23 protein-coding genes are annotated in these 23,452 nt (G+C 71.1%); 17 read left to right on the top strand and 6 right to left on the bottom strand.

The window, feature by feature from the left end:
• Positions 1 to 112 precede the first annotated feature (112 nt).
• Positions 113 to 958: a MurR/RpiR family transcriptional regulator gene (locus ID574_RS21550; protein ID WP_188190725.1), complete on the top strand. Its 846-nt coding sequence runs from the start codon at positions 113 to 115 to the stop codon at positions 956 to 958.
• Here the strand turns inward: ID574_RS21550 and ID574_RS21555 are convergent.
• Genes ID574_RS21555 through ID574_RS21565 form a run of 3 tightly spaced genes read right to left on the bottom strand, consistent with a single transcriptional unit; the run spans position 938 to position 3,187 of the window.
• Entirely contained in the window at positions 938 to 1,687 is a 750-nt protein-coding gene (locus tag ID574_RS21555) for an ABC transporter permease (RefSeq protein WP_188190726.1), read from the bottom strand. The two genes, ID574_RS21550 and ID574_RS21555, sit on opposite strands and share 21 nt — an antisense overlap.
• Positions 1,684 to 2,637 carry an ATP-binding cassette domain-containing protein gene (locus tag ID574_RS21560; RefSeq protein WP_223166927.1) on the bottom strand — a complete coding sequence of 318 codons (954 nt, stop codon included), beginning with the start codon at positions 2,635 to 2,637 and terminating at the stop codon, positions 1,684 to 1,686. Before ID574_RS21560 ends, ID574_RS21555 begins: the two co-directional genes overlap by 4 nt.
• A gap of 19 nt (positions 2,638 to 2,656) precedes the next feature.
• Positions 2,657 to 3,187 (bottom strand): PadR family transcriptional regulator, encoded by a 531-nt coding sequence (locus ID574_RS21565; protein ID WP_188190727.1) that lies wholly within the window; start codon positions 3,185 to 3,187, stop codon positions 2,657 to 2,659.
• A 54-nt stretch (positions 3,188 to 3,241) separates the two neighbouring features.
• On the opposite strand from ID574_RS21565, the gene ID574_RS21570 reads away from it, so the two are divergent.
• From ID574_RS21570 to ID574_RS21590, 5 genes are all read left to right on the top strand, one after another.
• Positions 3,242 to 3,928, top strand: coding sequence for an SDR family oxidoreductase (locus ID574_RS21570; protein ID WP_188190728.1), 687 nt, complete (start codon positions 3,242 to 3,244; stop codon positions 3,926 to 3,928).
• A 64-nt stretch (positions 3,929 to 3,992) separates the two neighbouring features.
• Positions 3,993 to 5,156, top strand: coding sequence for an allantoate amidohydrolase (locus ID574_RS21575; protein WP_188190729.1), 1,164 nt, complete (start codon positions 3,993 to 3,995; stop codon positions 5,154 to 5,156).
• Positions 5,147 to 6,472: a formimidoylglutamate deiminase gene (locus ID574_RS21580; protein WP_188190730.1), complete on the top strand. Its 1,326-nt coding sequence runs from the start codon at positions 5,147 to 5,149 to the stop codon at positions 6,470 to 6,472. The genes ID574_RS21575 and ID574_RS21580 overlap by 10 nt, the downstream gene beginning before the upstream one ends.
• A complete protein-coding gene (gene hutI, locus ID574_RS21585; RefSeq protein WP_188190731.1) occupies positions 6,469 to 7,611 on the top strand; it encodes an imidazolonepropionase in 1,143 nt (380 codons plus the stop codon). Before ID574_RS21580 ends, hutI begins: the two co-directional genes overlap by 4 nt.
• A 106-nt stretch (positions 7,612 to 7,717) precedes the next feature.
• On the top strand, positions 7,718 to 8,659 hold the full coding sequence (locus ID574_RS21590) for a sigma-70 family RNA polymerase sigma factor (protein ID WP_188190732.1): 942 nt from the start codon (positions 7,718 to 7,720) through the stop codon (positions 8,657 to 8,659).
• A 394-nt stretch (positions 8,660 to 9,053) separates the two neighbouring features.
• Here ID574_RS21590 and ID574_RS21595 read toward each other — a convergent pair whose 3' ends face one another.
• Positions 9,054 to 9,623, bottom strand: a complete 570-nt coding sequence (locus ID574_RS21595) for a TetR/AcrR family transcriptional regulator (protein ID WP_188190733.1) — start codon at positions 9,621 to 9,623, stop codon at positions 9,054 to 9,056.
• An 85-nt stretch (positions 9,624 to 9,708) separates the two neighbouring features.
• Here ID574_RS21595 and ID574_RS21600 point away from each other — a divergent pair, with 85 nt between their 5' ends.
• Positions 9,709 to 10,521 carry an alpha/beta fold hydrolase gene (locus tag ID574_RS21600; RefSeq protein ID WP_188190734.1) on the top strand — a complete coding sequence of 271 codons (813 nt, stop codon included), beginning with the start codon at positions 9,709 to 9,711 and terminating at the stop codon, positions 10,519 to 10,521.
• A gap of 9 nt (positions 10,522 to 10,530) precedes the next feature.
• On the top strand, positions 10,531 to 11,292 hold the full coding sequence (locus tag ID574_RS21605) for an MOSC domain-containing protein (RefSeq protein WP_223166928.1): 762 nt from the start codon (positions 10,531 to 10,533) through the stop codon (positions 11,290 to 11,292).
• A gap of 4 nt (positions 11,293 to 11,296) precedes the next feature.
• Here ID574_RS21605 and ID574_RS21610 read toward each other — a convergent pair whose 3' ends face one another.
• Positions 11,297 to 12,229 (bottom strand): ABC transporter substrate-binding protein, encoded by a 933-nt coding sequence (locus tag ID574_RS21610; protein ID WP_188190735.1) that lies wholly within the window; start codon positions 12,227 to 12,229, stop codon positions 11,297 to 11,299.
• A 206-nt stretch (positions 12,230 to 12,435) separates the two neighbouring features.
• Here ID574_RS21610 and ID574_RS21615 point away from each other — a divergent pair, with 206 nt between their 5' ends.
• The 7 genes from ID574_RS21615 (at position 12,436) to ID574_RS21645 (ending at position 20,814) form a co-directional block, all read left to right on the top strand.
• Positions 12,436 to 13,788, top strand: a complete 1,353-nt coding sequence (locus tag ID574_RS21615) for an ammonium transporter (RefSeq protein WP_188190736.1) — start codon at positions 12,436 to 12,438, stop codon at positions 13,786 to 13,788.
• Positions 13,785 to 14,123 (top strand): P-II family nitrogen regulator, encoded by a 339-nt coding sequence (locus tag ID574_RS21620; RefSeq protein ID WP_043616024.1) that lies wholly within the window; start codon positions 13,785 to 13,787, stop codon positions 14,121 to 14,123. The genes ID574_RS21615 and ID574_RS21620 overlap by 4 nt, the downstream gene beginning before the upstream one ends.
• A 115-nt stretch (positions 14,124 to 14,238) precedes the next feature.
• Positions 14,239 to 16,464 carry a [protein-PII] uridylyltransferase gene (locus ID574_RS21625; protein ID WP_188190737.1) on the top strand — a complete coding sequence of 742 codons (2,226 nt, stop codon included), beginning with the start codon at positions 14,239 to 14,241 and terminating at the stop codon, positions 16,462 to 16,464.
• 135 nt (positions 16,465 to 16,599) lie between these two features.
• Positions 16,600 to 19,428 (top strand): sensor histidine kinase, encoded by a 2,829-nt coding sequence (locus ID574_RS21630; RefSeq protein ID WP_188190738.1) that lies wholly within the window; start codon positions 16,600 to 16,602, stop codon positions 19,426 to 19,428.
• Positions 19,429 to 19,449: 21 nt separating this feature from the next.
• A complete protein-coding gene (locus tag ID574_RS21635) occupies positions 19,450 to 19,872 on the top strand; it encodes a roadblock/LC7 domain-containing protein (RefSeq protein ID WP_188190739.1) in 423 nt (140 codons plus the stop codon).
• A gap of 26 nt (positions 19,873 to 19,898) precedes the next feature.
• Positions 19,899 to 20,261 carry a DUF742 domain-containing protein gene (locus ID574_RS21640; RefSeq protein ID WP_188190740.1) on the top strand — a complete coding sequence of 121 codons (363 nt, stop codon included), beginning with the start codon at positions 19,899 to 19,901 and terminating at the stop codon, positions 20,259 to 20,261.
• Positions 20,242 to 20,814 (top strand): GTP-binding protein, encoded by a 573-nt coding sequence (locus tag ID574_RS21645; RefSeq protein WP_188190741.1) that lies wholly within the window; start codon positions 20,242 to 20,244, stop codon positions 20,812 to 20,814. The genes ID574_RS21640 and ID574_RS21645 overlap by 20 nt, the downstream gene beginning before the upstream one ends.
• 38 nt (positions 20,815 to 20,852) lie before the next feature.
• On the opposite strand, the gene ID574_RS21650 is transcribed toward ID574_RS21645, so the two are convergent.
• Entirely contained in the window at positions 20,853 to 21,629 is a 777-nt protein-coding gene (locus ID574_RS21650) for a TetR/AcrR family transcriptional regulator (RefSeq protein WP_188190742.1), read from the bottom strand.
• Between the two features lie 78 nt (positions 21,630 to 21,707).
• On the opposite strand from ID574_RS21650, the gene ID574_RS21655 reads away from it, so the two are divergent.
• Entirely contained in the window at positions 21,708 to 22,646 is a 939-nt protein-coding gene (locus ID574_RS21655; RefSeq protein WP_270094302.1) for an ATP-binding cassette domain-containing protein, read from the top strand.
• Entirely contained in the window at positions 22,643 to 23,452 is an 810-nt protein-coding gene (locus ID574_RS21660; RefSeq protein ID WP_188190743.1) for an ABC transporter permease, read from the top strand. Before ID574_RS21655 ends, ID574_RS21660 begins: the two co-directional genes overlap by 4 nt.

Below are 23,452 nucleotides of genomic sequence, written 5' to 3' on the forward strand. Positions count from 1 at the left end.
CGCCTCGCCGGCCCGGCGGCGCGGTGCCGGAAGTGCGGGTGCTCGTCCAGCGGGGGAGGCCTCGGGGGCGCGTGAGGGATGAGAATGGCGGGGTGACGGCGTTGGAGGTGGCGTGGCGGACGGATATCACGGTGGGCTGAATGTGCTGCTGGATGGCCGGAGGCTGTCGCCCGTGCAGCGGAGGATCGCGCACTATCTCAGTGAGCACCTCGACGAGGCGATCTTCCTGTCCAGCGTGGAGCTGGCCGAGCGCGCGGGGGTCAGCCAGCCGTCCGTGACCAGGTTCGCCATGGTGCTGGGGTTCGCCGGATACCCCGAGCTCCGGCAGGCGCTGCGCCCGCTGGTGCTGGGCGGCGGAGGGGCCGGGCAGCCGCAGGAGAGCCTGCTGCGCGGGGCCATCGACTGCGAGATCCGCAACCTGGCCGTGGTGCGGGAGCGCCTCGCGGCGTTCCCGCTCAAGGAGCTGGGCGAGCAGCTGGCCGCGACCGAGCCCCTGCCCGTGCTCGGACTGCGCGTGTCGTGCGGTCTGGCCACCACGTTCGCCTACTACGCCCGCCGCATCCACCCCGACGTGCGCCTGCTCACGCACGGCGGGTCCGAGCTGGTGGACGGGCTGCACGCGGCGCGCAGGGCGGGGGCGGAGTGGCTGGTGGCCGTGGTGCTGCCGCGTTATCCGCGGGAGGCGGTGCAGGCGCTGGAGTACGCGGAGAAGCTGGGGCTCAGGGTGGCGGCGATAACGGATAAGCCGGACTTCCCGGCTGAGGTGGTGCTGGACGCGCCCGTCGGCGACCGGCTCGTGTTCGACTCGCACGCGGCGCCGCTGGCCCTCGCCATGGCCCTGGTCGAGGCCATGGCGGACGCGGCGCCGCTGCGTACGCAGGCGCGACTCGAGGAGTACGAGCGGATGACCGACGAGACCGGCGCCTTCGTCCCCGGGCTACCCGGCGATCTTGCTTAGCGACCGCATCGACCAGATCGTGGTCAGCACCGCGAGCACGATGAACAGCGCGAACGCGATCGGGATCGAGGAGTCCCCCAGCTGCCCGGCGAACAGCGCCCGCCCCGCCTCGACGGCGTGGTAGAGCGGGTTGACCGGTGCGATCGCCTTCATCCATTCGGGCGCGAAGGAGATCGGCACGAACAACCCGGCGAGCAGCATGATCGGCAGCATGAACAGGTTGAGCGACTGCGACATGCCGTTCTCGTCGCGCACGGTCAGCGCCAGCCCTTGGGAGAGCCCTGAGGCGAACAGCCCGGTGGCGGCCATGAGCAGCAGCACGAGCACCAGCTCGACGGCCCCGATGCGCACGCCCATCGCGATCGCCACGATCAGCACCATGATGGCCTGGCAGACCAGCACGACCATGTCCTTGGCCACCCGCCCGAGGACGATGGCCGGCCGCCACGCGGGGCTGACCGCGTAGCGTTCGAGCGAGCCGTTGCGCAGGTCGGCGATCAGGCCGAAACCGGAGAACAACGATCCGAAGACCGCGATCATCATCATCGCGGCCGGGGTGAACATGAGCAGCGCCTCTGTCGTCGTGCGGCCCGGTGTCATGTCCTTGAGCAGCGGTGCGAACATCACCAGGTAGAGCACCGGCTGCAGGATGCCGAACAACGGCCAGATCGGGTTGCTGAACGATTTCTTCAGCTCGTAGCCGGTGAAGAGGGCGGTGTGGCGGATCATGCGTCGGCTCCGGTGTCGCGCAGGGAACGGCCGGTCTTGGCCAGGAACACGTCGTCCAGCGTGGAGCGGTCGAGCGCGATGGAGCTCAGCTTGACGCCCCGCTCCTCCAGGGCCCGCAGCAGCGCGGGCAGCGTGTGCTCGCCGTCGTCCGCGTAGACGCGCAGCAGGTCGTCGTCGATCCGGGTCTCACGGGCCAGCGGCCGAAGCGTCTCGGCGGCCCGCTCGGGCTCGTCGACCCTGAGCGTGATCACGTCGCCGGAGACCTCGCGCTTGAGCTCGGCGGGCGTGCCCTCGGCCACGACCCGGCCGTGGTCGACGATCATCAGCCGGTCGCACAGCGCGTCGGCCTCGTCCAGGTAGTGGGTGCTGAGCAGCACGCTCGTGCCGGACTCGCGCAGCTCGGCGATGCGGTCCCACAGGTTCGCCCGGTTCTGCGGGTCCAGGCCGGTGGTCGGCTCGTCCAGGAACAGCAGCGGAGGGTTGTGCACCAGCCCGATCGCGATGGCGACCCGCCGCTTCTGGCCGCCGGAGAGCGTACGGCCGGGGCGGTCGGCGATCTCGGTCAGGTCGAAACGCGTCAGCACGTCGGCCGTAGCCCGCTGCGGATCGGCGATGGCGTGGATCTTGGCGGCCATCATGATCTGGGCCCTGGCGGACGTGGTGTCCTCGACCCCGCCTGCCTGGCTGACGTACCCGAGCTTGCGCCGGACGGCGGCGGGCTCCTTGAGCAGGTCGTGGCCCGCGACGGTCGCCGTGCCCGCGTCAGGCGTGATCAGCGTGGCGAGCATCCTGATCGTGGTCGTCTTGCCCGCGCCGTTGGGCCCGAGCACACCGAAGATCTCTCCCTTCCTGACCTCCATGTCGATGCCGCGCACGGCCTCGACGGTCTGCGTGCCCTTGCGGCTGCGCGTGGTGAAGGTCTTCTTTAAGTCGTGCACCTCAATGATCATCAGGCTCCTTTGTGAAAATTCACGGCAGTTCATCCGCCTCGACCCGCGGGAGCGCGTTTTCGAGCCAGTCGAGCTGGGCCTGGAGCATGGCCCGCGTCAGCAGGAGGTTTTCGCGGATGTGGTCGGGGGCGTCGTGGTGGCGCTTGAGGTCCACGATGTGGCCCATGGTCTCGACGCCCATCCTGAGCTGCGCCATCCTGCCATGGAGCGCGCTCAAAAGCTGCTGCTTTTCCAGCTTGTCCATGAACGTCAGCGCCACCTGGAACGGGTCGATGATGGGCTTGACCTCGTGCCACGCCTTCAGCAGCAGCCGGTGGAACTCCTCGCGGCCCGCCTCCGTGATCGCGTAGACGCCCTTGCCGCCCTTGCCCCCCTCGACGATCTCCAGCAGGCCCTCGTCGGCCATCTTGCCCAGCCCGTGGTAGATCGAGCCGTAGGCGATGGTGGCCCAGACGTCGGCGTTCATCGCCTCCAGTTTCCTGCGGACCCCATATCCGTTCATGGGGCCGTTGAGGAGGACGCCGAGGATCAGAATGCGGGTCGAGGACATACTCAAATTTGTACTCAAATTTGAGTAGCGGGTCAACCTCAATAAGCTGACCCCATGACTGAACGACCGACGGCGCTGGTCACCGGCGCTTCGCGAGGTGTCGGCGCGGCCATCGCGCGGGCTTTGGGGCCGACGCATCACGTGATCCTCGGTGGCAGGGACGAAAAATCGCTGGCCGAGGTGGCCGCGGAGCTGCCCGACGCGCGACCCTGGCCGGTGGAGCTGACGCGGGTCACCGAGGCGGACGTCGCGGGCGTCGAGCGGCTCGACGTGCTCGTGCACAGCGCGGGCATCACCAGGCTCGGCCGGATCGCCGACCTCCCCGCCGACGCTTGGCGCCGGATGATGGAGGTGAACGTCGTCGCGGTCGCCGAGCTCACCAGGCTGCTCCTGCCCGCGCTCCGGCGCGCCCGCGGCCACGTCGTGTGCGTCAACTCCGGCTCCGGCCAGCGCGCCAACCCCGACTGGTCCGCCTACGCGGCCAGCAAGTTCGCGCTGAAGGCGTTCGCCGACGCGCTCCGGCTGGAGGAGCGAGACCTCAGGGTCACCACCGTCTACCCGGGCCGGACGGCCACCGACATGCAGCACGAGGTGCGCAAGTACGAGGGCGGCCCGTTCGAGCCGGAGAAGTACCTGCGGCCGGAGAGCGTGGCGCGGGCCGTGCTGGCCGTGCTCAACGCCGGGGCCGACGCCCACCTCACCGAGCTCACCCTCCGGCCGGCCGCCGGGCCCGTCAACTGATCAGCTCTCCCGGGCCTTCGGCCCGGCACCAACGCTGAATGGACCCATTCACTACAGTGGGGCCATGCTGGAACCACTCGCGCACATAGGACGGGACCCGGCGACCGGCGGCTACGTCAGGGACGCCTGGTCGGAGGCCGACATGGAGCTACGGGAGTGGTTCGCGGGCGAGGCCGCGCGACGGGGCCTCGACCTGCGAGAAGACCGCAACGGCAACCTCTGGGCCTGGTGGGGCGACCCGTCCCGGCATCCGGGCGTCGTGACCGGCAGCCACCTCGACTCCGTACGGCAGGGCGGCGCGTACGACGGACCCCTCGGCGTCGTGTCCGCCTTCGCGGCCCTCGACCTCCTGAAGAACCGCGGCGTGACACCGGCCAGGCCCGTGGGCGTCGTCTGCTTCACCGACGAGGAGGGCGCCAGGTTCGGCGTGCCCTGCATGGGGTCGCGCCTGCTCACGGGCGCTATCCAGCCGGACCGGGCCCTCGCGCTCACCGACGACGCCGGCGACACGCTGGCCGACGTCATGACGAAGGCCGGGCGGCGGCCGTACGGGATCGGACGCGACGACGAGACGCTGGCCACCGTCGGCGCGTTCGTGGAGCTCCACGTCGAGCAGGGCCGCGGGCTCGCCGAGCACGGCCGCTCGGTGGGCGTGGCCAGCGCGATCTGGCCGCACGGGCGCTGGCGGTTCGACTTCCGCGGCCGGGCCGACCACGCGGGCACCACCAGGCTGGCCGACCGGGACGACCCGATGCTGCCGTTCGCCCGCATGGTGCTGGCCGCCCGCGAGGCCGCGGAGCGGCGCGGCGCGGTGGCCACGGTCGGCAAGGTACGCGTCTCGCCCGGCAACGCCAACGCCATCCCCGGCCTCGTCACGGCCTGGCTGGACGCCCGCGGCCCTGACGAGCGGGACGTCCGCGACCTGGTGGCCGAGCTCTCCGAAGGACTGGACGTGCGCGAGGAGTCGTGGACGCCGGTGGTCGGCTTCGACCCGGCGCTCAGGGACCGGCTGGCCAGGGCGGCCGGCGGCGACGCGCCCGCGCCGATCCTGCCGACCGGAGCCGGGCATGATGCGGGAATCCTGGCCGCCGCGGGCGTGCCGGCCGGAATGTTGTTCGTCAGGAACCCGACCGGCGTGTCCCATTCCCCCGCCGAGCACGCCGAGCAGGCAGACTGCGAGGCGGGAGTAGTGGCGCTGGCGGACGTGCTGGAGGATCTGTGTCGCTGACGTACTGGTGCGAACAGGCCTGGCTGCCCGACGGCGTCGCGGACGACGTCCTCGTCGTGGTCGACGGCGACAGGATCGTCAAGATCGGCCAGGGCCCGCCGCCCGCGTCCGCCGAGCGCCTGCCGGGTCTCACGATCCCCGGCCTGGCCAACGCCCACTCCCATGCCTTCCACCGCGCGCTCAGGGGTGCCACCCAGGGGGGCAAAGGAGACTTCTGGACCTGGCGCGACCGGATGTACGAGGTGGCCGCCCGCCTCGACCCCGACGACTACCTGCGCCTGGCCCGGGCCGTGTACGCCGAGATGGCGCTTGCCGGGGTGACGTGCGTGGGTGAGTTCCACTACCTGCACCACGCCTCGGGCGGCCGTCCGTACGACGACCCGAACACCATGGGCCACGCCCTCGTCCAGGCCGCCCGCGACGCGGGGCTGCGCATCGCCCTGCTCGACACCTGTTACCTCTACGGCGGCATGGGCAAGCCGCTGTCCGGCGCCCAGGTGCGCTTCGGCGACGGGACCGCCGACCGCTGGGCCGCCCGCGCCGCCGACCTGGCCGCCGCCTACGAGGGCCAGCCGGACGTGGAGATCGGCGCGGCCATCCACTCCGTACGCGCGGTGCCGCCCGAGCAGATGCCGGTGGTCGCCGAGTTCTCGCACCACCACGCCGCCCCCCTCCACGCGCACGTCTCCGAGCAGCGGGCCGAGAACGCCGCCTGCGTGGAGATGTACGCCGCCACGCCCGTCCAGCTCCTGCACGAACACGGTGTGCTGGGCCCGCGCTCGACCGCCGTGCACGCCACCCACCTGGCCGAGGTGGACATCGAGCTGCTCGCGCACTCGGGCACGTTCGTCTGCATGTGCCCCACCACCGAACGCGACCTCGCCGACGGCATCGGCCCGGCCAGGACGCTCGCCGACCGGGGCGCGCCGATCACCCTCGGCTCCGACAGCCACGCCGTGATCGACCTGTTCGAGGAGGCCAGGGCGGTCGAGCTGGACGAGCGCCTGGCCACCGGCAGACGCGGCCACTGGGCCCCCGCCGACCTGCTCGCCGCCGCCACCTCCACCGGCCACACCTCGCTCGGCTTCCCCGACGCGGGCCTGCTGGTGCCGGGCGCGTGGGCCGACCTGGTGTCGGTACGCCTCGACTCCGTGCGGACGGCCGGCGCGAAGGGGGTGGAGGCCGTGGTGTTCGCGGCTGCGGCGGCGGACGTGCATTCGGTGATCTCCGGCGGGCGCCGCGTGGTCGCAGACGGGCGGCACGTGCTCGGCGACGTCGGATCCCTGCTGGCCGAGGCGATCGGAGCCCTGCGATGAGCACGTTGATCGACGGGATCGGGCTGCTCTACACAGGCGACCCCGAGCGCGAGGAGATCGCGGACGCGGCGCTGGTCCTGGAGGACGGCCTGGTCGCCTGGGCCGGGCCGGCGGGCCGGGCGCCCGGCGCCGACGAGCGGGTGGACGTGGAGGGCCGCGCCGTCATCCCCGGCTTCGTCGACAGCCACGCCCACCTGATCTTCGCCGGCGACCGTACGGCCGAGTTCCAGGCCCGCATGTCCGGCGAGCCCTACACCGGGGGCGGCATCAGGACCACGGTCGCCGCCACCCGGCAGGCCGGCGACGCCGAGCTGGCCGCCCGCGCGCGGGCGCTGGTCGACGAGATGCGCGCCCAGGGCACCACCACGGTCGAGATCAAGAGCGGGTACGGGCTGTCCGTCGCGGACGAGCGGCGCTCGCTGGAGATCGCCGCCGGGCTGACCGAGGAGACCACCTTCCTGGGGGCGCACGTGGTGCCCGCCGACATGGACGCCGACTCCTACGTGCGGCTCGTGGCCGGGGAGATGCTGGAGGCGTGCGCCCCGTACGCGAAGTGGGTGGACGTGTTCTGCGAGCGCGGGGCCTTCGACGGGGACCAGACGCGGGAGATCCTCGGCGCCGGGCTGAAGGCGGGGCTGGGGGCGCGGGTGCACGCCAACCAGCTCACCGAGGGGCCGGGGGTGCGGATCGCCTGCGAGCTGGGCGCGGCCTCGGCCGACCACTGCACCCATCTCACGGCGGCCGACGTGGACGCGCTGGCCTCCTCGGGGACGGTGGCGACGCTGCTGCCCGGGGCCGAGTTCTCGACGCGCTCGCCGTACCCGGACGCCAGGCGGCTCATCGACGCGGGGGTCACCGTGGCCCTGGCCACCGACTGCAACCCCGGGTCGTCGTACACGTCGTCGATGGCGTTCTGCGTGGCGCTGGCCGTACGCGAGATGCGGATGACGCCGCTGGAGGCGATCAGGGCGGCGACGTACGGCGGGGCGCGCGCGTTGCGGCGCACGGACGTAGGGTGGCTGCGGCCCGGCGCCCGTGCCGATCTTGTCGTGCTCGACGCCCCGTCCTACGTCCATCTGGCCTACCGGCCCGGCGTGCCCCTCGTTCACCAGGTGTTTCAGCGCGGTCTCCTCCTTTAGGAGGACATCCAGAACCCTTCCCCGGTCGTAGTTGTTTAGGGAATCTTTGCATCTGGCCGGACGTTGGCCGGGTATAGAACGCAGCTGCGGAACGAGGTGCCTGGGGATGGCAAGGCCTACGGGGAGTCGCACGCAGGAGCAGCACGTCGCGGATCGCGATCTGCTGGGGACGTATCTGGCTGAGATCGGCCGCGTCCCGCTGCTCACGGCGGAGGAAGAAGTGGAGCTCGCCAAGCGCATCGAGGCGGGCCTCTTCGCAGAGCAGTTGCTCGACAGTGGGGGCTCGGAGCCGCGTATCGGGGACGCGGCCGACGAGGAGCTGGAGCGCCTGGCCATTTCGGGCCAGCGGGCCAAGGACGAGTTCATCCAGGCCAACCTGCGCCTGGTGGTGGCGGTGGCCAGGAAATATTCGGGCCGGGGGATGCCGCTCATCGATCTGGTCCAGGAGGGGAACCTGGGCCTTGTTCGTGCAGTGGAGAAGTTCGACTACCGGCGGGGCTACAAGTTCTCCACGTACGCGACGTGGTGGATCAGGCAGTCGGTGGGGCGGGCCATCCACGAGCAGGCGCGGCCCGTGCGGCTGCCCACGCACGCGGGGGAGCAGATGACCCGGCTGATGCGGGTGCGCCGGGACATGCTGGCCGAGTTCGACGCCGAGCCGACCGACGACGACCTCGCCGAGATCCTCGACCTGCCGATCGAGCGGGTGCGGGAGCTGCGGCGGTGGGCCTCCGATCCCGTCTCGCTCCAACTGGGGGTCGGGGACGAGGACGAGACCGAGCTCGGCGACATGATCGCCGACGAGACGTGGGCCGATCCCGAGCAGCAGGCCATCGACATCCTGGAGCGGGAGCGGCTGGACCAGTGGCTGACCGGGCTCGAGGGGTCGACCAGCGAGATGCTGCGGTGGCGGTACGGGCTGGTGGACGGGCGTGAGCACACGCTGACGGAGGTGGGGGAGCGGTACGGCATCGGCCGTGACCGGGCCCGCCGTATCGAACGCGACGCGCTGGCCCGGCTCCGCAAGATGGCCACCGCCGCCGCCTGACCCTACCCGGGCGCCCGGGCTTCCGGCTCCCGGGTTCCCGGCTTCCCGGGCACGGCGCTCAGGCAGGCGCCTGTCGCGCGTCCCCTCGGCGGCCGGGCACGGCGTGCTCCCTGACCGGTGGCTCGGCGCGTCCCACCGGTTGCCGGGCACCTGTGCACTTTGAGCAGTGGCTCGTTGCCTCCCATCGGTGGCTGGGCGCTGTGGCAGGGCGCCGGCCTCCACCGCACACGTGCTCGCCGACGCGGCGCCGGGTGGTGGCTGGGGCGACGGCGGCGCGGAGGGGCGGGGAGCTGTGCCGTGGCGTGAGGCGTCCGTGCGGTGTGCTGGTGGAGGGCGCGGTCCGGGGTGATGGCGTGGTGTGGGTCCGGATCGGGTGCTGATGGCGTGGTGTGGGTCAGGGACGGTGGAGGAGGCGGCGGAGGAAGTCTTCGACGGCGGACTCGGCGGACGGCTGGTCGCCGCCCCGGGCCACCAGCAGGACGCTCTCGTTGACGGCCGCGAGCAGCATGTGGGCGTGGAGGTCCAGGAACTCGGGCGGCACCGCTCCGGTGGCCTTGAGCGCCGACTTGAGCATGCCGAACGAATAGCGCTCCTCCATCGCCCGCCACCGCTCCCATCCCAGCACCGCCGGGGCGTCGATGAGGACGATCTGCTTGATGACCGGGTCGCCGGCCAGCCTGATCCAGGCCAGCACCCCGGCCTTCAGTGACGCGGCAGGGTCCGTGATGCCGCGCACCGCTTCCATGATCTTGACTCCGACGGCCGACTCCGTGGCCTCCAGCACCGCCTCGAACAGTGCCTCCTTGCCCGCGTAGTGGTGGTAGAGCGCCCCCTTGCTCAACCCGGTCTCCTGTAGGACCGTCTCGATCGACGTGTCGTCGTAGCCCCGCTCGGCGAACAGCCGCGTGGCGATCGCCAGGACCCTGTCGCGGGTTGCCGCGCCGCGCTCCGCCTTGAGGTTCATGGCTCCCACCATAGACACACCGACCGTCAGTCGGTAATCTCCTAGACCGACGGTCGGTCTGTAATCAAGAGGAGAGTGGCCATCCATGGAAGGCATCAGCTACACGGACGTGGGGCAGGCGCAGGGGCCCGTCGCGTTGTTCGTGCACGGGGTCGGCACCAGCTCGTACCTGTGGCGCAACGTCATCGCCGAGCTCCGCGACGAGCGCCGCTGCGTCGCCGTCGACCTGCCGCTGCACGGCGGCAGCGCGCCGCGCGACGACCTGTCGATCCCCGCGCTCGCCGAGGCCGTGGAGGAGCTGTGCGACGGGCTCGGCCTCACCGACGTGGATCTCGTCGCCAACGACACGGGCGGCGCGGTGGCGCAGGTGTTCGCGGTACGCCATCGCCACCGCCTGCGCACGCTCACGCTCACCAACTGCGACGTGCACACCAACACCCCGCCCGAGCCGTTCAAGCCCACGGTCGAGCTGGCCGCCAGAGGCGAGCTGGCCCCCCTCATCGCCGCCCTGCTCGACCAGCCGGAGCTGCTGGCCAAGACCGCCTACGGCGACGGCTACGAGCGGATCGACGACCCGGTGGAGCTCGTGGACGCGTACGTGCGGCCCATCCTCGCCAAGCCCGACGGCGGCCGGGCCTTCGAGCGCCTGCTGACCTCCATCGACGCCAAGGACATGATCGCCATCGAGCCGCAGCTCACCGTGCTGACCGTGCCGACGCTCGTCGTGTGGGGCACGGGCGACGGGTTCTTCGACGTGAGCTGGGCCCGGTGGCTGCGCGACACGATCCCCGGCGTCAGGGAGATCGTGGAGATCGAGGGCGGGCGGTTGTTCTTCCCCGATGAGCGGGCCGGTGAGCTGGTGCCGCATCTCCGGCGTTTCTGGGCCCAGGAGTTATAGGCTGCGGGTGTGCATGTCGAGACGTTGCATCGCTACCCGGTCAAATCGCTGCTCGGGGAGGAGGTCTCCGAGAGCGAGGTGACCGAGCGCGGGCTGGCCGGGGACCGTGCGCGGGCGGTGCTCGACGTCGCCACCGGGAAGATCGCCAGCGCGAAGAATCCGCGGCTCTGGCGGGGCCTGCTGACCATCGAGGGGGCGCGCGTCCCGGGGGACGAGGAGTTGTCCCGGCTGCTCGGACGCGAGGTGCGGCTGATCGGCACGCCGCCGGAGGGGGCCGAGTTCGAGCGCTCCGTCCCCGAGCGGGTGCTGGCCGAAGGGATCGAGGCCGAGGTGCCTCACACCGTCGGCACGCTCGGGGCGGCCTCGCCCGCGGGCACGTTCTTCGACTTCGCGCCGGTCCACCTGATCACCACCGCCGCCGTCCGGCGGATCGGCGCGCTCGGTCCCCGCGGGCACGTCGAGGCCCTCCGCTACCGGCCCAACCTGGTGGTCGCGACGGACGAGGAGGGCTTCCCCGAGAATGCGTGGGTGGGCAGGGAGTTGCACGTCGGCGCCGACGTCGTGCTGGAGGTGATCGTGACCAGCCCCCGCTGCGCCGTGCCGACGCTGGCGCACGGGGCGCTCGGCCGCGACACCGACGCGCTGCGCACGGTGGCCAGGCACAACCGGGTGCCGGTGTTCGACCTGGGGCCGCAGCCGTGCGCGGGGGTGTACGCCCGCGTGGCGCGGCCCGGCAGGATCAGGAAGGGCGACCCCGTACGGCTGGCCTGACGGCTCAGGAGGCCAGCGGCGTGAGATACTTCTGCAGGTCGTCGAGGATCTTGCCGGCGGCCGTGACGCCGATGCCGAGCATCCAGATCTCGTCGTCCACGTTGTGGGCGTTGCCCGACTCGACCGCCTTCAGCTTCTTCCACAGCGGCCCGCCGGTCACCTCCGCCTGCGACTTGGCCGCGGCCTCGCCGTACGCGCTGTAGAAGATCGCGTCGCCGTCGGCCTGGGCGATGTTCTCCTGGCTCAGCTTACCGAAGCGCTTGTCCTGCTGCTCGGCGAGCATCTGGACCTCGGGCCTGGGGATGCCGGCGTCGCCGACGACGATGCCGCTGAACGACTCCGGGCCGTACATGCGGATCTCGGTCGGCATGAACCGCACGATGCTCACCTTCACCTTCGAGAACTTCGCGCCGACCTCCTCGGCCCGCGTCTCGTAGGCGGACAGCAGCTGCTGGGCCTGGTCCTTCTTGCCCAGCGCCTCGGCGTCGAGGAGGAAGTTCTCCTTCCAGGTGATGCCGACCTTCTCGGTGAACACGGTCGGTGCGATCTTGCTGAGCTTGTCGTAGAAGGCCTGCTGCCGGAACTTGGAGCCGAGGATGAGGTCCGGCTTGAGCGCGATGATGGCCTCGATGTTCGGGGCCTGGAGGGTGCCGACGGCCTTGGTGGCCGACAGGGCCGAGCCGAGGTACGCCGGCCACTTCTGGTTCTCCTGGGCCTGCGCCGCGCCGACGGGCGCGAGGCCGAGGGTGACCATCGTGTCGAGCTTGTCCGTGTCGAGCACCACGACCCGCTTCGGGGCCATGGGCACCTTGGTCTCGCCCATGGCGTGTTTGACGGTCCTGGTGGGACCCGCCTCCTGGGAGGACGTGGTGGTGCCGCAGGAGGCGAGGGCGAGGAGGGGGAGCACGGCCGCGATGGCGGCCAGGCGGAGACGCATGGGCAGTCCTTGATCGCTTAGGTAAGGCGACCCTAAGTATCGCATGCCTGGTATTGCCGTGCCGTAATCGTATGTGTGAGACGTCCGAAACGTACGCGAAACACCGGTGCGGCGAGATTCACGAATGTGAAACACACCTGGTCGCGCCACGAAACCCCAGGAGAACACGCTGTGGCCACACGTCACATGTAAGGAGGGTCGCTTCGATGATCGACAGCGGCACTACTGCCTGGATGCTCGTATGCACCGCCCTGGTGCTGCTGATGACTCCGGGCCTCGCGTTCTTCTACGGGGGCATGACCAGGGCCAAGAGTGTCCTGAACATGATGATGATGTCGTTCGTCAGCATCATCGTCGTCACCGTCGCCTGGGTGCTGTACGGCTACTCCCTCGCGTTCGACGCCGCCGGGGACGGCTCCGGCTTCATCAACAAGATCGTCGGAGGACTCGACTACATCGGCCTGAGCGGTGTCTTCAACGCCGTCTACGAGGGTCTGATCGTCGAGGGCGGCAACGTCACGGCCGAGGCCGCGGCGGCGGACAACTTCCCGCTCATGGTGTTCTCCGCCTTCCAGCTGACCTTCGCCATCATCACCGTGGCGCTGATCAGCGGCGCGATCGCCGACCGGGCCAAGTTCGGCGCGTGGGTGCTGTTCTCCCTGCTGTGGGCCACGCTGGTCTACTTCCCCGTCGCTCACTGGGTCTGGGGCGGCGGCTGGCTCGGCCAGCTCGGCATCGAGGACTTCGCCGGCGGTACGGTCGTCCACATCAACGCCGGTGCCGCGGCGCTCGCGCTCGCGCTCGTCCTGGGCAAGCGCAAGGGCTGGCAGAAGGAGCCCATGCGGCCGCACAACCTGACGCTGGTGCTGCTCGGCACCGGGCTCCTGTGGTTCGGCTGGTTCGGCTTCAACGCCGGCTCGGAGCTGGCCCCCGACCAGACCGCCGGCCTGGCCTTCATGAACACCCAGGTCGCCACGGCCGTCGCCGCCGGCGCCTGGCTCGTGGTGGAGAAGCTGCGCGACGGTCACGCGACCACGCTCGGCGTCGCCTCCGGCGCGGTGGCCGGTCTGGTCGCCATCACGCCCGCCTGTGGTTTCGTCGACCCGTGGGCGGCCGTGGTCATCGGCCTGCTGGCCGGCGTGGGCTGCGCGTACGCCGTTGGCCTGAAGTACAAGCTCGGCTACGACGACTCCCTCGACGTGGTCGGCGTGCACCTGGTCGGCGGTGTGATCGGCGCCGTCTCCCTGGGCTTCGTGGCGGCCTACCCGTTCCTGCCCGGCCAGAACAAGGGCATCCTGATCGAGGGCGGGCAGATCAGCCAGCTCGGCCTCCAGGTGCTCGGCCCGGTCGTGGTCGGCCTTTACTCCTTCGTGATCTCCTGGATCCTCGGTAAGATCATCGACAAGACGATGGGCTTCAGGATCCCCGAAGAGGCCGAGGTCACCGGCGTCGACATCACCACCCACGCCGAGACCGGCTACGACATCGGCACCTTCCACGCCTCCGGCGTGACGTCCTCCAACGGCCCCGCCCCCGCTCCTAAGAAGGTGGACGCATGAGGCTCATCACAGCGATCATCAAGCCCTTCAAGCTGGATGACGTGAAGGCCGCGCTCGAGCAGTTCGGCATCAAGGGAATGACCGTCAGCGAGGCGAGCGGCTACGGCCGCCAGCGCGGCCACACCGAGGTCTACCGCGGTGCGGAGTACCAGGTCGACCTGGTGCCGAAGGTCCGGCTCGAGGTCCTCGCCGAAGAGGATGACGCCGAGGACGTGATCGACGTCATCGTCAAGGCCGCGCACACCGGCAAGATCGGTGACGGCAAGGTCTGGTCCGTGCCCGTGGACACCGTCATCCGCGTACGAACGGGAGAGCGGGGTCCGGAGGCCCTGTGATGGATCCGCAGCACCGCCCGGACGACGGTGTCCGGGTGGAGCACGGCAGGGTTTCCACGAAGCGGCGAGGCCCGGACGACGGTGTCCGGGCCGAGCTCGGCAAGGGGGCACAGCAGTGAGGGGAGAGGCCCGTTCGTACGCCGCGGCACGCAAGGAGCGGACCGCGGACACCGACCGCTGGCTCAAGGATCTCTTCCGCACGGCGAGCGACGGCGACCACGTCTCGCTGGTCGCCGTCGGCAGTCTGGGAAGGGGCGAGCTGGCCCCGGGCAGCGACCTCGACCTGGTCCTGCTGCACAACGGGCGGCCCGACGTGGCGAGGATCGCCGACCGCATCTGGTATCCGGTCTGGGACTCGGCCGTCAACCTCGACCACTCCGTGCGCACGGTCGAAGAGGCGGTGGCCGTCGCCAGGCAGGACCTCAAGGCCGTGCTCGGACTCATCCAGGCCAGGCACGTGGCCGGCGACCCCGAGCTGACCAGGAAGGCCAGGGAGGCGGTGCTGGCCGAATGGCGGGCCGACTCCCGGCGCAGGCTCGGCGAGCTGCGGGACGCGGCCGACAAGCGGGCCCAGGTCAGCGGCGAGCTGGCCTTCCTCCTCGAACCCGATCTGAAGGACGGCCGCGGCGGGCTCCGCGACGTCCAGGCCATGCAGGCCGTGGCAGCGGCCTGGGTCGCCTCCGCGCCGGGTCCCCGGGCGCGGGAGGCGTACGAGTTCATCCTCGACGTGCGCCACGCGCTCCACGTCGTCACCGCCCGCGGCACCGACCGGCTGGTCCTGCAGGAGCAGGACGCCGTGGCCGGGCTGCTCGGCCTGCTCGACGCCGAGGCGCTCATGCGCCGGCTCGCCGAGGCGGGCCGCACGATCTCCCATGCCTTCGACGCCACCTGGCGCACCGTTGACAGGCTCCTGTCAGGCCCCGCTCCCCGAGGCCGCCGCCCGCTGGCGGACGGCGTGGTCGAGCACGGCGGCGAAGTGGTGCTCGCCCGTGGGGTCGATCCCCGCAAGGACCCCGTTCTCGTCCTGCGCGCGGCGGCCGCCGCGGCCGACTCCGGGTTGCCGCTCGCGCCCGCCACGGTGTCCGTTCTCGCAGCTCAGTCGGCTCCCATGCCGGTGCCGTGGCCCGAAGAGGCGCGTGACGCGCTCGTGTCGATCCTCGGTGCGGGCCGCGCCGCCGTGCCCGTGTGGGAGGAGCTCGACCAGGCCGGCATCCTTGTCAAACTGCTTCCTGACTGGGAGCGCGTGCGCCACCGCCCCCAGCGCAACCCGATCCACCGCTTCACGGTCGACCGGCATCTGATCGAGGCCGCCGCGAACGCCGCCAGCCACACCCGCGACGTCTCCCGTCCCGACCTGCTGCTGATCGCGGCGCTCTTCCACGACGTCGGCAAGGGCTGGCCCGGCGACCACTCGGCGACCGGCGAGGTCGTGGTGCGCGACATCGCCACCCGCATCGGCCTGCCGGCGCCGGACGTGGACACGCTCGCCACGGTCGTGCGTCACCACCTGCTGCTCCCCGAGACCGCCACCCGCAGGGACCTCGACGACCCCGTCACGATCGAGAAGGTCGCCGCCACCGTCGGCTCGCGGGAGGTCCTCGACCTGCTGGCGGCGCTGGCGGTCGCCGACGGCCACGCGACCGGTCCGGCGGCCTGGAACAGCTGGAAGGCCGGGCTCGTCGCCGACCTCGTGCGCCGGGTCAGGTCCGTGCTGGCCGGCTCGCCGCCGCCCAAGCCGCCCACCCTGTCGACGGAGCAGGCCGCGCTGGCCAGACACGGCGGCGGCGCGGTGCGCGTCAACGGAGGGAACGTCACGGTCGTGGCCCCCGACCGGGTGGGGCTGCTCTGGCACGCCGCCGGGGTGCTCTCCGCGCACCGGCTCATCGTGCGCTCCGCCTCGTCCGCCTCCGCGGGCTCGACGGCGGTGATCGAGTTCTCCGTCATCCCCGAGTACGGCACCCCGCCCGACCCCGCCACCCTGGAGTCCGATCTCCGTCTCGTCCTTGCCGGCCGTCTTGACATCGAGCAGCGGCTGGCCCGTCGCACCCGCGGCCTGCGGCCGCCTCGCGTACCCGTGGCCCCACCTCGGGTGACACTGGTCGACGACGCCTCCGCGACCGCCACCGTGGTGGAAGTCAGGGCCCATGACAGACCGGGACTTCTGTGGCGTATAGGACGGGCGTTCGGCGAGTGTGGTCTTGACGTGAGGGCTGCTCGCGTAGAGACTCTCGGCGCAGAGGCGGTGGACGTCTTCTATGTGGTAGATCGCGCCGGTCGCCCCCTCAGCGACGAAGCGCAGAGGGCACAAGTCCGCGATCACGTGCTTGCCGCACTGCGATAACCAACAGCACCTGCTGGCCGGTCACCTTTGTAACAATTGTGTCCGAAATGCCGGTTCAGTCAGTTGCTGCGGATACCTTGTGGGCGGTTTGAAGGCCCGTTTGCCGAGCGGGACGATTGAGGGGTACTGGGAGCAGTGACTACGGGGAACTCCGACAGCGGCTTCGTCGCGAAGCAGTACCGCGGGAAGCGGTCGCTGTCGCGCCTGAGCCTGCGTAATTGGCGCGTCCGGTGGCGTCTGACCGCGCTCATCCTGGTGCCGACCATCGCGACCGTCGTCCTGGGCGGCGCCGACGTGGTCCGCTCGATCCAGAGCATCTCCGACCACGAGCGCACGGCCACCGCCGCCCAGCAGGCCAGCCACATCCGCGACCTGCTCCAGGCCATCGGGCTGGAGCGTGACACAGGCGGCTGGATCGGCGCCGCCCGGGCGATGCGCAAGACGCTCGCCGCGCCGTTCGCCGAGCGCAAGGCCGCAGTCGACAAGCTGGCCGCGACCGTCCGCGCCGACCTCGACACGATCGACGACTCCTACGGCCCGCGCGTGGTCAAGGCCGCCGACGAGGCGCGGGGCGACCTGAGCCGGCTGTCAAGGATCAGGGCCGAGGGCCAGACCCGCACCGTCGAGTACGACTTCCTGACCGACAGCCTCCTCACCCTGCACGACGAGCTGAGCCTCATGTCCGACGACTCGCAGATCGTCGGCCAGTTCCGCGCGTTGAGCGCGCTCGCGCGGGCGAAGGAGGAGGTCTCCCGGCAGCGCGTCCAGCTCCTCCAGGCCTCCTACAACTCCGGCGACGTGGACGCCAAGACCGTCGAGCAGTTCATCGCCTCCAACGCCCGCCAGCAGAGCGAGATCTCGACCGTGGGCGCCGAGGCCGGCGTCGACATCGGCCTGGAAGTGTCCAAGTCGCTGACCGCCAGGACCGAGTACGTCAGGGTCCAGCTCACCAAGTCGCGCGCGATCACGCTGGTCAGCGGCCGGGCGCCGGGCGTGCGGATCACCGAGAACCTGATCTCGGCCAGGGCCACCCGCCAGGAGTGGTTCCAGGACAACAGCATCGTCGTCGACGTCCTGCACGGCATCGAGAGGGAGCTCGCCGACCGGGTGAACCTGCGAAGCCAGGAGCTGCGCGGGGCAGAGACCCGCAACGCGGTCATCACGGGGGCGCTGATCCTCGCGCTGCTGCTGGCGGTCCTGCTCCTGACCGTGGTCATCGCCCGGTCGATGGTCGGCCCGCTGCGCCGGCTGCGTACCGAGGCACTGGAGATCGCCGGCTTCCGTCTGCCCGACGTGGTGCGCCAGCTGCGCGTCAGCGGCGACGCGGCCGTGGGCGACGTGCGACCGATCGAGGTCGAGGGCAACGACGAGATCGGCGACGTGGCCCGGGCCTTCGACCAGGTGCACCGGCAGGCCGTGCGCCTGGCGGGCGAGGAGGCCGAGCTGCGCGGCAACATCAGCTCGATGTTCGTCAACCTCTCGCGCCGCACCCAGACGCTGGTCGAGCGGCAGATCTCGCTGATCGACGGCCTGGAGAAGGGCGAGCAGGACGGCGCCCGCCTGGCCGACCTGTTCAAGCTCGACCACCTGGCCACCCGCATGCGCCGCAACTCCGAGAACCTCCTGGTCCTCGCCGGTCACGAGGCCACCCGCCGGCGCACCCAGCCCGCCAAGCTCGTCGACGTGGTCCGCGCCGCGCTGTCGGAGGTCGAGGGCTACGAGCGCGTCCAGGTCCGGGTCCACCGTGCCACGTCGGTGCTCGGCAGCTGCGCCAACGACCTCGTCCACCTCGTCGCCGAGCTGGTCGAGAACGCCATCCAGTTCTCCCCGAACACCGCTGAGGTCGTGGTCACCAGCAGCCTCATCGAAGGCGGCGGCGCGCTGCTGTCGGTGAGCGACACCGGCATCAGCATGACCGAGGAGGAGCTGGCCGACGCCAACCGCCGTCTGGCCGAGCCCCCCGTCGTGGACGTGTCGGTGTCGCGGCGCATGGGCCTGTTCGTGGTCGGCCGCCTGGCGCTGCGCCACGGCATCAGGGTGCAGCTCAGGAGGGGCGAGGGCGCCGGTCTCATCGCGATGGTGCTGCTGCCGCCCGCGCTGATCGCCGACGGCACGCAGCAGCCGCTGCCACAGCGCCCGGCGTTCGGCGGTGGCACTGTTCCCACCCCGGCGTTCGGCGGGACGCCGGGCCCCGGCGGCGTGCCCAGCCAGCCCACGGCGCCGAACGGGACGTTCCGCTCGTTCGGCAGCTTCGACTCCGTGGACCGCGGTCCCGCCCGCCCCGGCCCGTACGACAGCACGCCCGGCACGCCCCGGCCCGCCTTCGGCCCGTTCGGCTCGGAGCCCGCTGTGACAGGATTCACGGCCGACACCGACGGCGGCTCGTACCGCAGGCCGACGCCCTCGTTCGACTCGGGGGCCTACCCTTCGCACCCCTCCGGAAATGGCGCGTTCCAGACGCCGCCGCCGTCGTACGCGACGAACGATGTGCGCAGGTCAGACCCCACGCCGTCGGTCGAGGTCTCGCCGATGGAGCCGGAGCAGGAGGAGTACCTGCCGATCTTCGCGTCGGTGGAGTCCGCCTGGTTCCGGCGGCCGCCGGGCGAGCAGGCGCCGCCGGCGACGCCCGCCCACGCGGAGGGTGGTGGAGAGGTTACGCCCGCGCACGCCGTACCCTCTGGGGAGGAAACGTGGCGAACGGCCGCAGATGCCGGATGGCAGGCGGCGGCCAAAGCCAGCGAGCCCAGCCTCGGCGGCATCACCGCCGCCGGGCTTCCGAAGCGCACCCCCAAGGCGAACCTCGTGCCGGGCACGGCCGGCCAGTCTGCGCCGCAACAGCAGCCGCAGCGGCCGGCGCCGCCTCCGGTCTCCGCCGACCGGCTACGCAGCCGGATGGCGAGCTACCAGCAGGGTGTGCGCCGGGCTCGCCAGGAAGTACGTGGACAGGAGGACAAGAGTGAGTAAGCGTCCCGCCGGGGAGGATGCGTGACAACCCTTAGCCATGAGGCGCACAGGTTCGACTGGCTGATCACCGACTTCGTCCGGAACACTCCGGGAGTCGCGCACGCCGTCGTCGTCTCCGCCGACGGCCTCTGCCTGGCCGCCTCCGAGGGGTTCCCACCGGACCGGGCCGACCAGCTGGCGGCGGTCTCCGCCGGTCTGCTGAGCCTGACCGTGGGCGCGTCCAGGGTGTTCGAGGGCGGCGCCGTGACGCAGACCGTCGTCGAGATGCAGCGGGGTCTGCTGCTGGTCATGGCGATCAGCGACGGCTCGGTGCTGACGGTGCTGGCGGGTCCTGATTGTGACATGGGGTTGGTGGCGTATCAGATGACGCTGCTGGTAGACAGAGCGGGGCAGGCGCTCACACCGGCCCTGCGCGCGGAACTCCAGGCCGCCAGGGCGCGGTGATGTGATGGAACTGATGGGAGAGGGCCGTGTACGGCGCTGACGGGATCGGGGACGACGAGCCCCTGTTCCGTCCTTACGCGGTCACCGGCGGCCGTTCCGAGCCGCGTTATCCACTCGCGATGGAGACGCTGGTCTCGTCCATGTCGATCCCGGACGACGAGATGGCCCTGCTCACCCCCGAGCAGGAGGCCATCATGCAGCTGTGCAGAACGTTCCGGTCGGTCGCCGAGATCTCGGCCCTGCTCCGCGTCCCGCTGGGCGTGGCCCGGGTGCTCGTGGCGGACATGTCCGACGAAGGGCTTGTCCGCCTGCACCAGCCACGCCTCAACCAGGGACAGCCAGACCTCAACATGCTCGAAAGGGTGCTCAGTGGACTACGCAGGCTCTAGCCCCGGGCTGACCTCGACGAAGATCGTCGTGGCCGGGGGCTTCGGCGTCGGCAAGACGACGTTCGTGGGGGCGGTGTCGGAGATCCTTCCGCTCACCACGGAAGCGGTGATGACCGACGCGTCCGCGGGCATCGACGACCTCGGGATGACCCCCAACAAGCAGACCACGACCGTGGCCATGGACTTCGGCCGCCTCTCCCTCGACCGGGACCTGATCCTCTACCTGTTCGGCACGCCGGGGCAGCACCGGTTCTGGTTCATGTGGGACGACCTGGTGCGGGGCGCGATCGGCGCGGTGGTGCTGACCGACACCCGCCGCCTGGCCGACAGCTTCCCCGCGATCGACTACTTCGAAGAGGCCAAGCTGCCCTTCGTGATCGGCATCAACGGCTGGGACGGGCAGTTCCCGCACTCCGACCACGAGGTCAGGGAGGCGCTCGCCCTCCCGTCGCACGTGCCGGTCGTGCGTACGGACGCCCGCAACCGCGAGTCGGTCAAGGCGACGCTGATCGCGCTCGTCGAGCACGTCGTCCGCCTGCGCGCCGCCGTCTAGCCGCGGGCCCCCGTCATCAGGACGTCACCAGGACGTCACTAGGACCCCGTGTCCGGGGCCCGGCTCTTCACCAGGGCCTCGATGCCGTCGAGCACGCGCTGCAGGCCGAACTCGAAGGCGTGCTCCGGGCTGTAGGCCGCGTTGAGCGCCTCGCCCGCCGACTGGCCCACCCTGGACGCCGTCGGGAAACGCCGGGGGTCGACGATCCGGCTCAGGAAGGGCGCGTGCGCGGCCCACCACTCCTGGTCGCTCATGCCCGTCTGGCTCTCGGCCTGCGCGGCCTCCACCGCGCCTCTCGCGGCGCCGTGCACGAATCCGGTGATCAGCGTGATCACCGAGTCCATCTCCAGATCGGTCAGGCCGATGCCGTCCACGGCGCTCAGCTCGTAGTCGTATTTGGCCGTGACGTTAGGGCCGAGCACCGGCCGGCTCGCCGCCACCTGCAGCAGCCAGGGATGGCGCAGGTAGAGAGCCCAGTTCTCCCTGGCGATCTGCTCCAGCCTGCCCCGCCAGCCGCCGGGGACGTCCGCCGGCCTGGCGGTCTCGCCGTAGACCGTGTCGAGCATGACGTCGAACAGCTCCGGCTTGCCCGGCACGTACGTGTAGAGGGACATCGTCCCCACGCCCAGCCGCTCGGCCACGCGGCGCATGGACAGCGCCTGCAACCCCTCCGCGTCGGCCACCTCGATGGCCGCGCGCACGATGCGGTCGACGCTCAGCTCCGGCTTTCCCTTGCGACTGGCCCGCTCGCTGGTGCGCCAGAGCAGCGCGAGGCTGCGCGCGGGGTCGCCTCTTCCCGAGTATTCGACGGTCACTCTCGTACGGTACACCGTACGGTTGCCCACTTGGGCCGTATACTGTACGGTACGGCGTACGACATCAGGGAGAGCGATATGTCAGCAGTACTCGCGCAAGGACTGCGCAAGACGTACGGCGAGCACGCGGCGCTCGACGGCGTCGACCTGGACGTGCGCCGGGGCACGGTCTTCGGCCTGCTCGGGCCCAACGGCGCCGGCAAGACCACCACCGTCCGGATCCTCACCACGCTCCTGCGGGCCTCCGGCGGGCGCGCGGAGGTGGCCGGGTTCGACGTGGCGACCCAGCCGCGCCAGGTGCGCCGCAACATCGGCCTCGTCGGCCAGCACACGGCCGTGGACGAGCTGCTGACCGGGCGGCAGAACCTGGAGCTGTTCGGCCGCCTCCACCACCTGGGCGCGGCGGCCGCCCGGGCCAGGGCGGACGAGCTGCTCGAACGCTTCGGACTGGAGCATCAGGGCCCGGCGAAGGAGTATTCGGGCGGCATGCGGCGCCGGCTCGACATGGCCGCGAGCCTGATCCTGGCGCCGCCCGTGCTCTTCCTGGACGAGCCGACCACGGGGCTCGACCCCCGCAGCCGCGCGGAGATCTGGCGGGCGGTCCGCGACCTGGTGGCCGACGGCACCACCGTGGTGCTGACCACCCAATACCTGGAGGAGGCCGACCAGCTGGCCGACCGGATCTCGGTGATCGACGCGGGCCGGGTGGTGGCCGAGGGCACGCCCGACGAGCTCAAGTCCAAGCTCGGCGGCGACCGGCTCGACGTGGTCATCCACGACCCGGAGCGGCTCGGGGAGGCCGCCGGGATCGTGCGCCGGGTGACGTCGGGGCCGCCCGAGGTCGACCACGACACCCGGCACGTGTCCGCTCCGGTGAGCGAGCGGGTGCAGGCGCTCACGGAGGTGCTCGCGGCGCTGTCGGCCGCCGGGATCGAGGCCGAGGACGTCGCGGTGCGACGGCCGACGCTGGACGAAGTCTTCCTCTCCCTCACCGCTACCGGAGGCGACGCGAAATGACCGAGATCTCGATGACAGAGGGGCGGCTGCGGTGGGCGCTGGCCGACGGCTGGACGGTGGCCCGCCGCGACCTGATCCACTGGGGGAACCAGCCGGCGACCGTGGTCTTCGGGGTGATCTTCCCAGTGATGATCACGCTGGCCTTCGGCTATCTGTTCGGTGGCGCCGTCAAGGTGCCGGAGGGGACGGACTACTTCACGTTCCTCATGCCCGGCATGTACGGCATGACGATGCTCTTCGGGCTGAGCGCCACCATGATCGCTGTCACCACCGACGCGGCCAAGGGCGTCACCGACCGCTTCCGCTCGATGCCCATGGCGCCGTCGGCCGTGCTCGTCGGCCGCTGCATCGCCGACCTGCTCCACTCGGTGCTCGTCCTGGCCGCTCTCCTGGCGTGCGGGCTGGCCGTCGGCTGGCGCCCGGCCACGGTGCCGGGCGCGCTGGGCGCGGTGGGGCTGCTGCTGCTCCTGCGCTTCTCGCTGCTGTGGCTGGGGATGTACCTCGGGCTGCTGACCAGGGACCCGGGCAGCGTGGTGGCGCTCCAGACGCTGGAGTTCCCCATCGGGTTCCTGTCGAACGCCTTCGTCGCCCCGGACACGATGCCGGGCTGGCTGGGCGCGATCTCCGAATGGAACCCGCTGTCCTCCACGGTGGCCGCGGCCAGGGAGTTGTTCGGCAACCCGGGCTGGGGAGGGGACTCGTGGGCGGCGCGGCACGCGATCCTGCTGGCCGTGCTCTGGCCGCTGGCGATCACCGCCGTCTTCTTCGTCCTGTCGGTCCGCCGCTACCAGCGCCTCGACCGCTAG

Origin of the sequence: Nonomuraea sp. SYSU D8015, assembly GCF_008065375.1 — a bacterium.
GTDB lineage: Bacteria > Actinomycetota > Actinomycetes > Streptosporangiales > Streptosporangiaceae > Nonomuraea.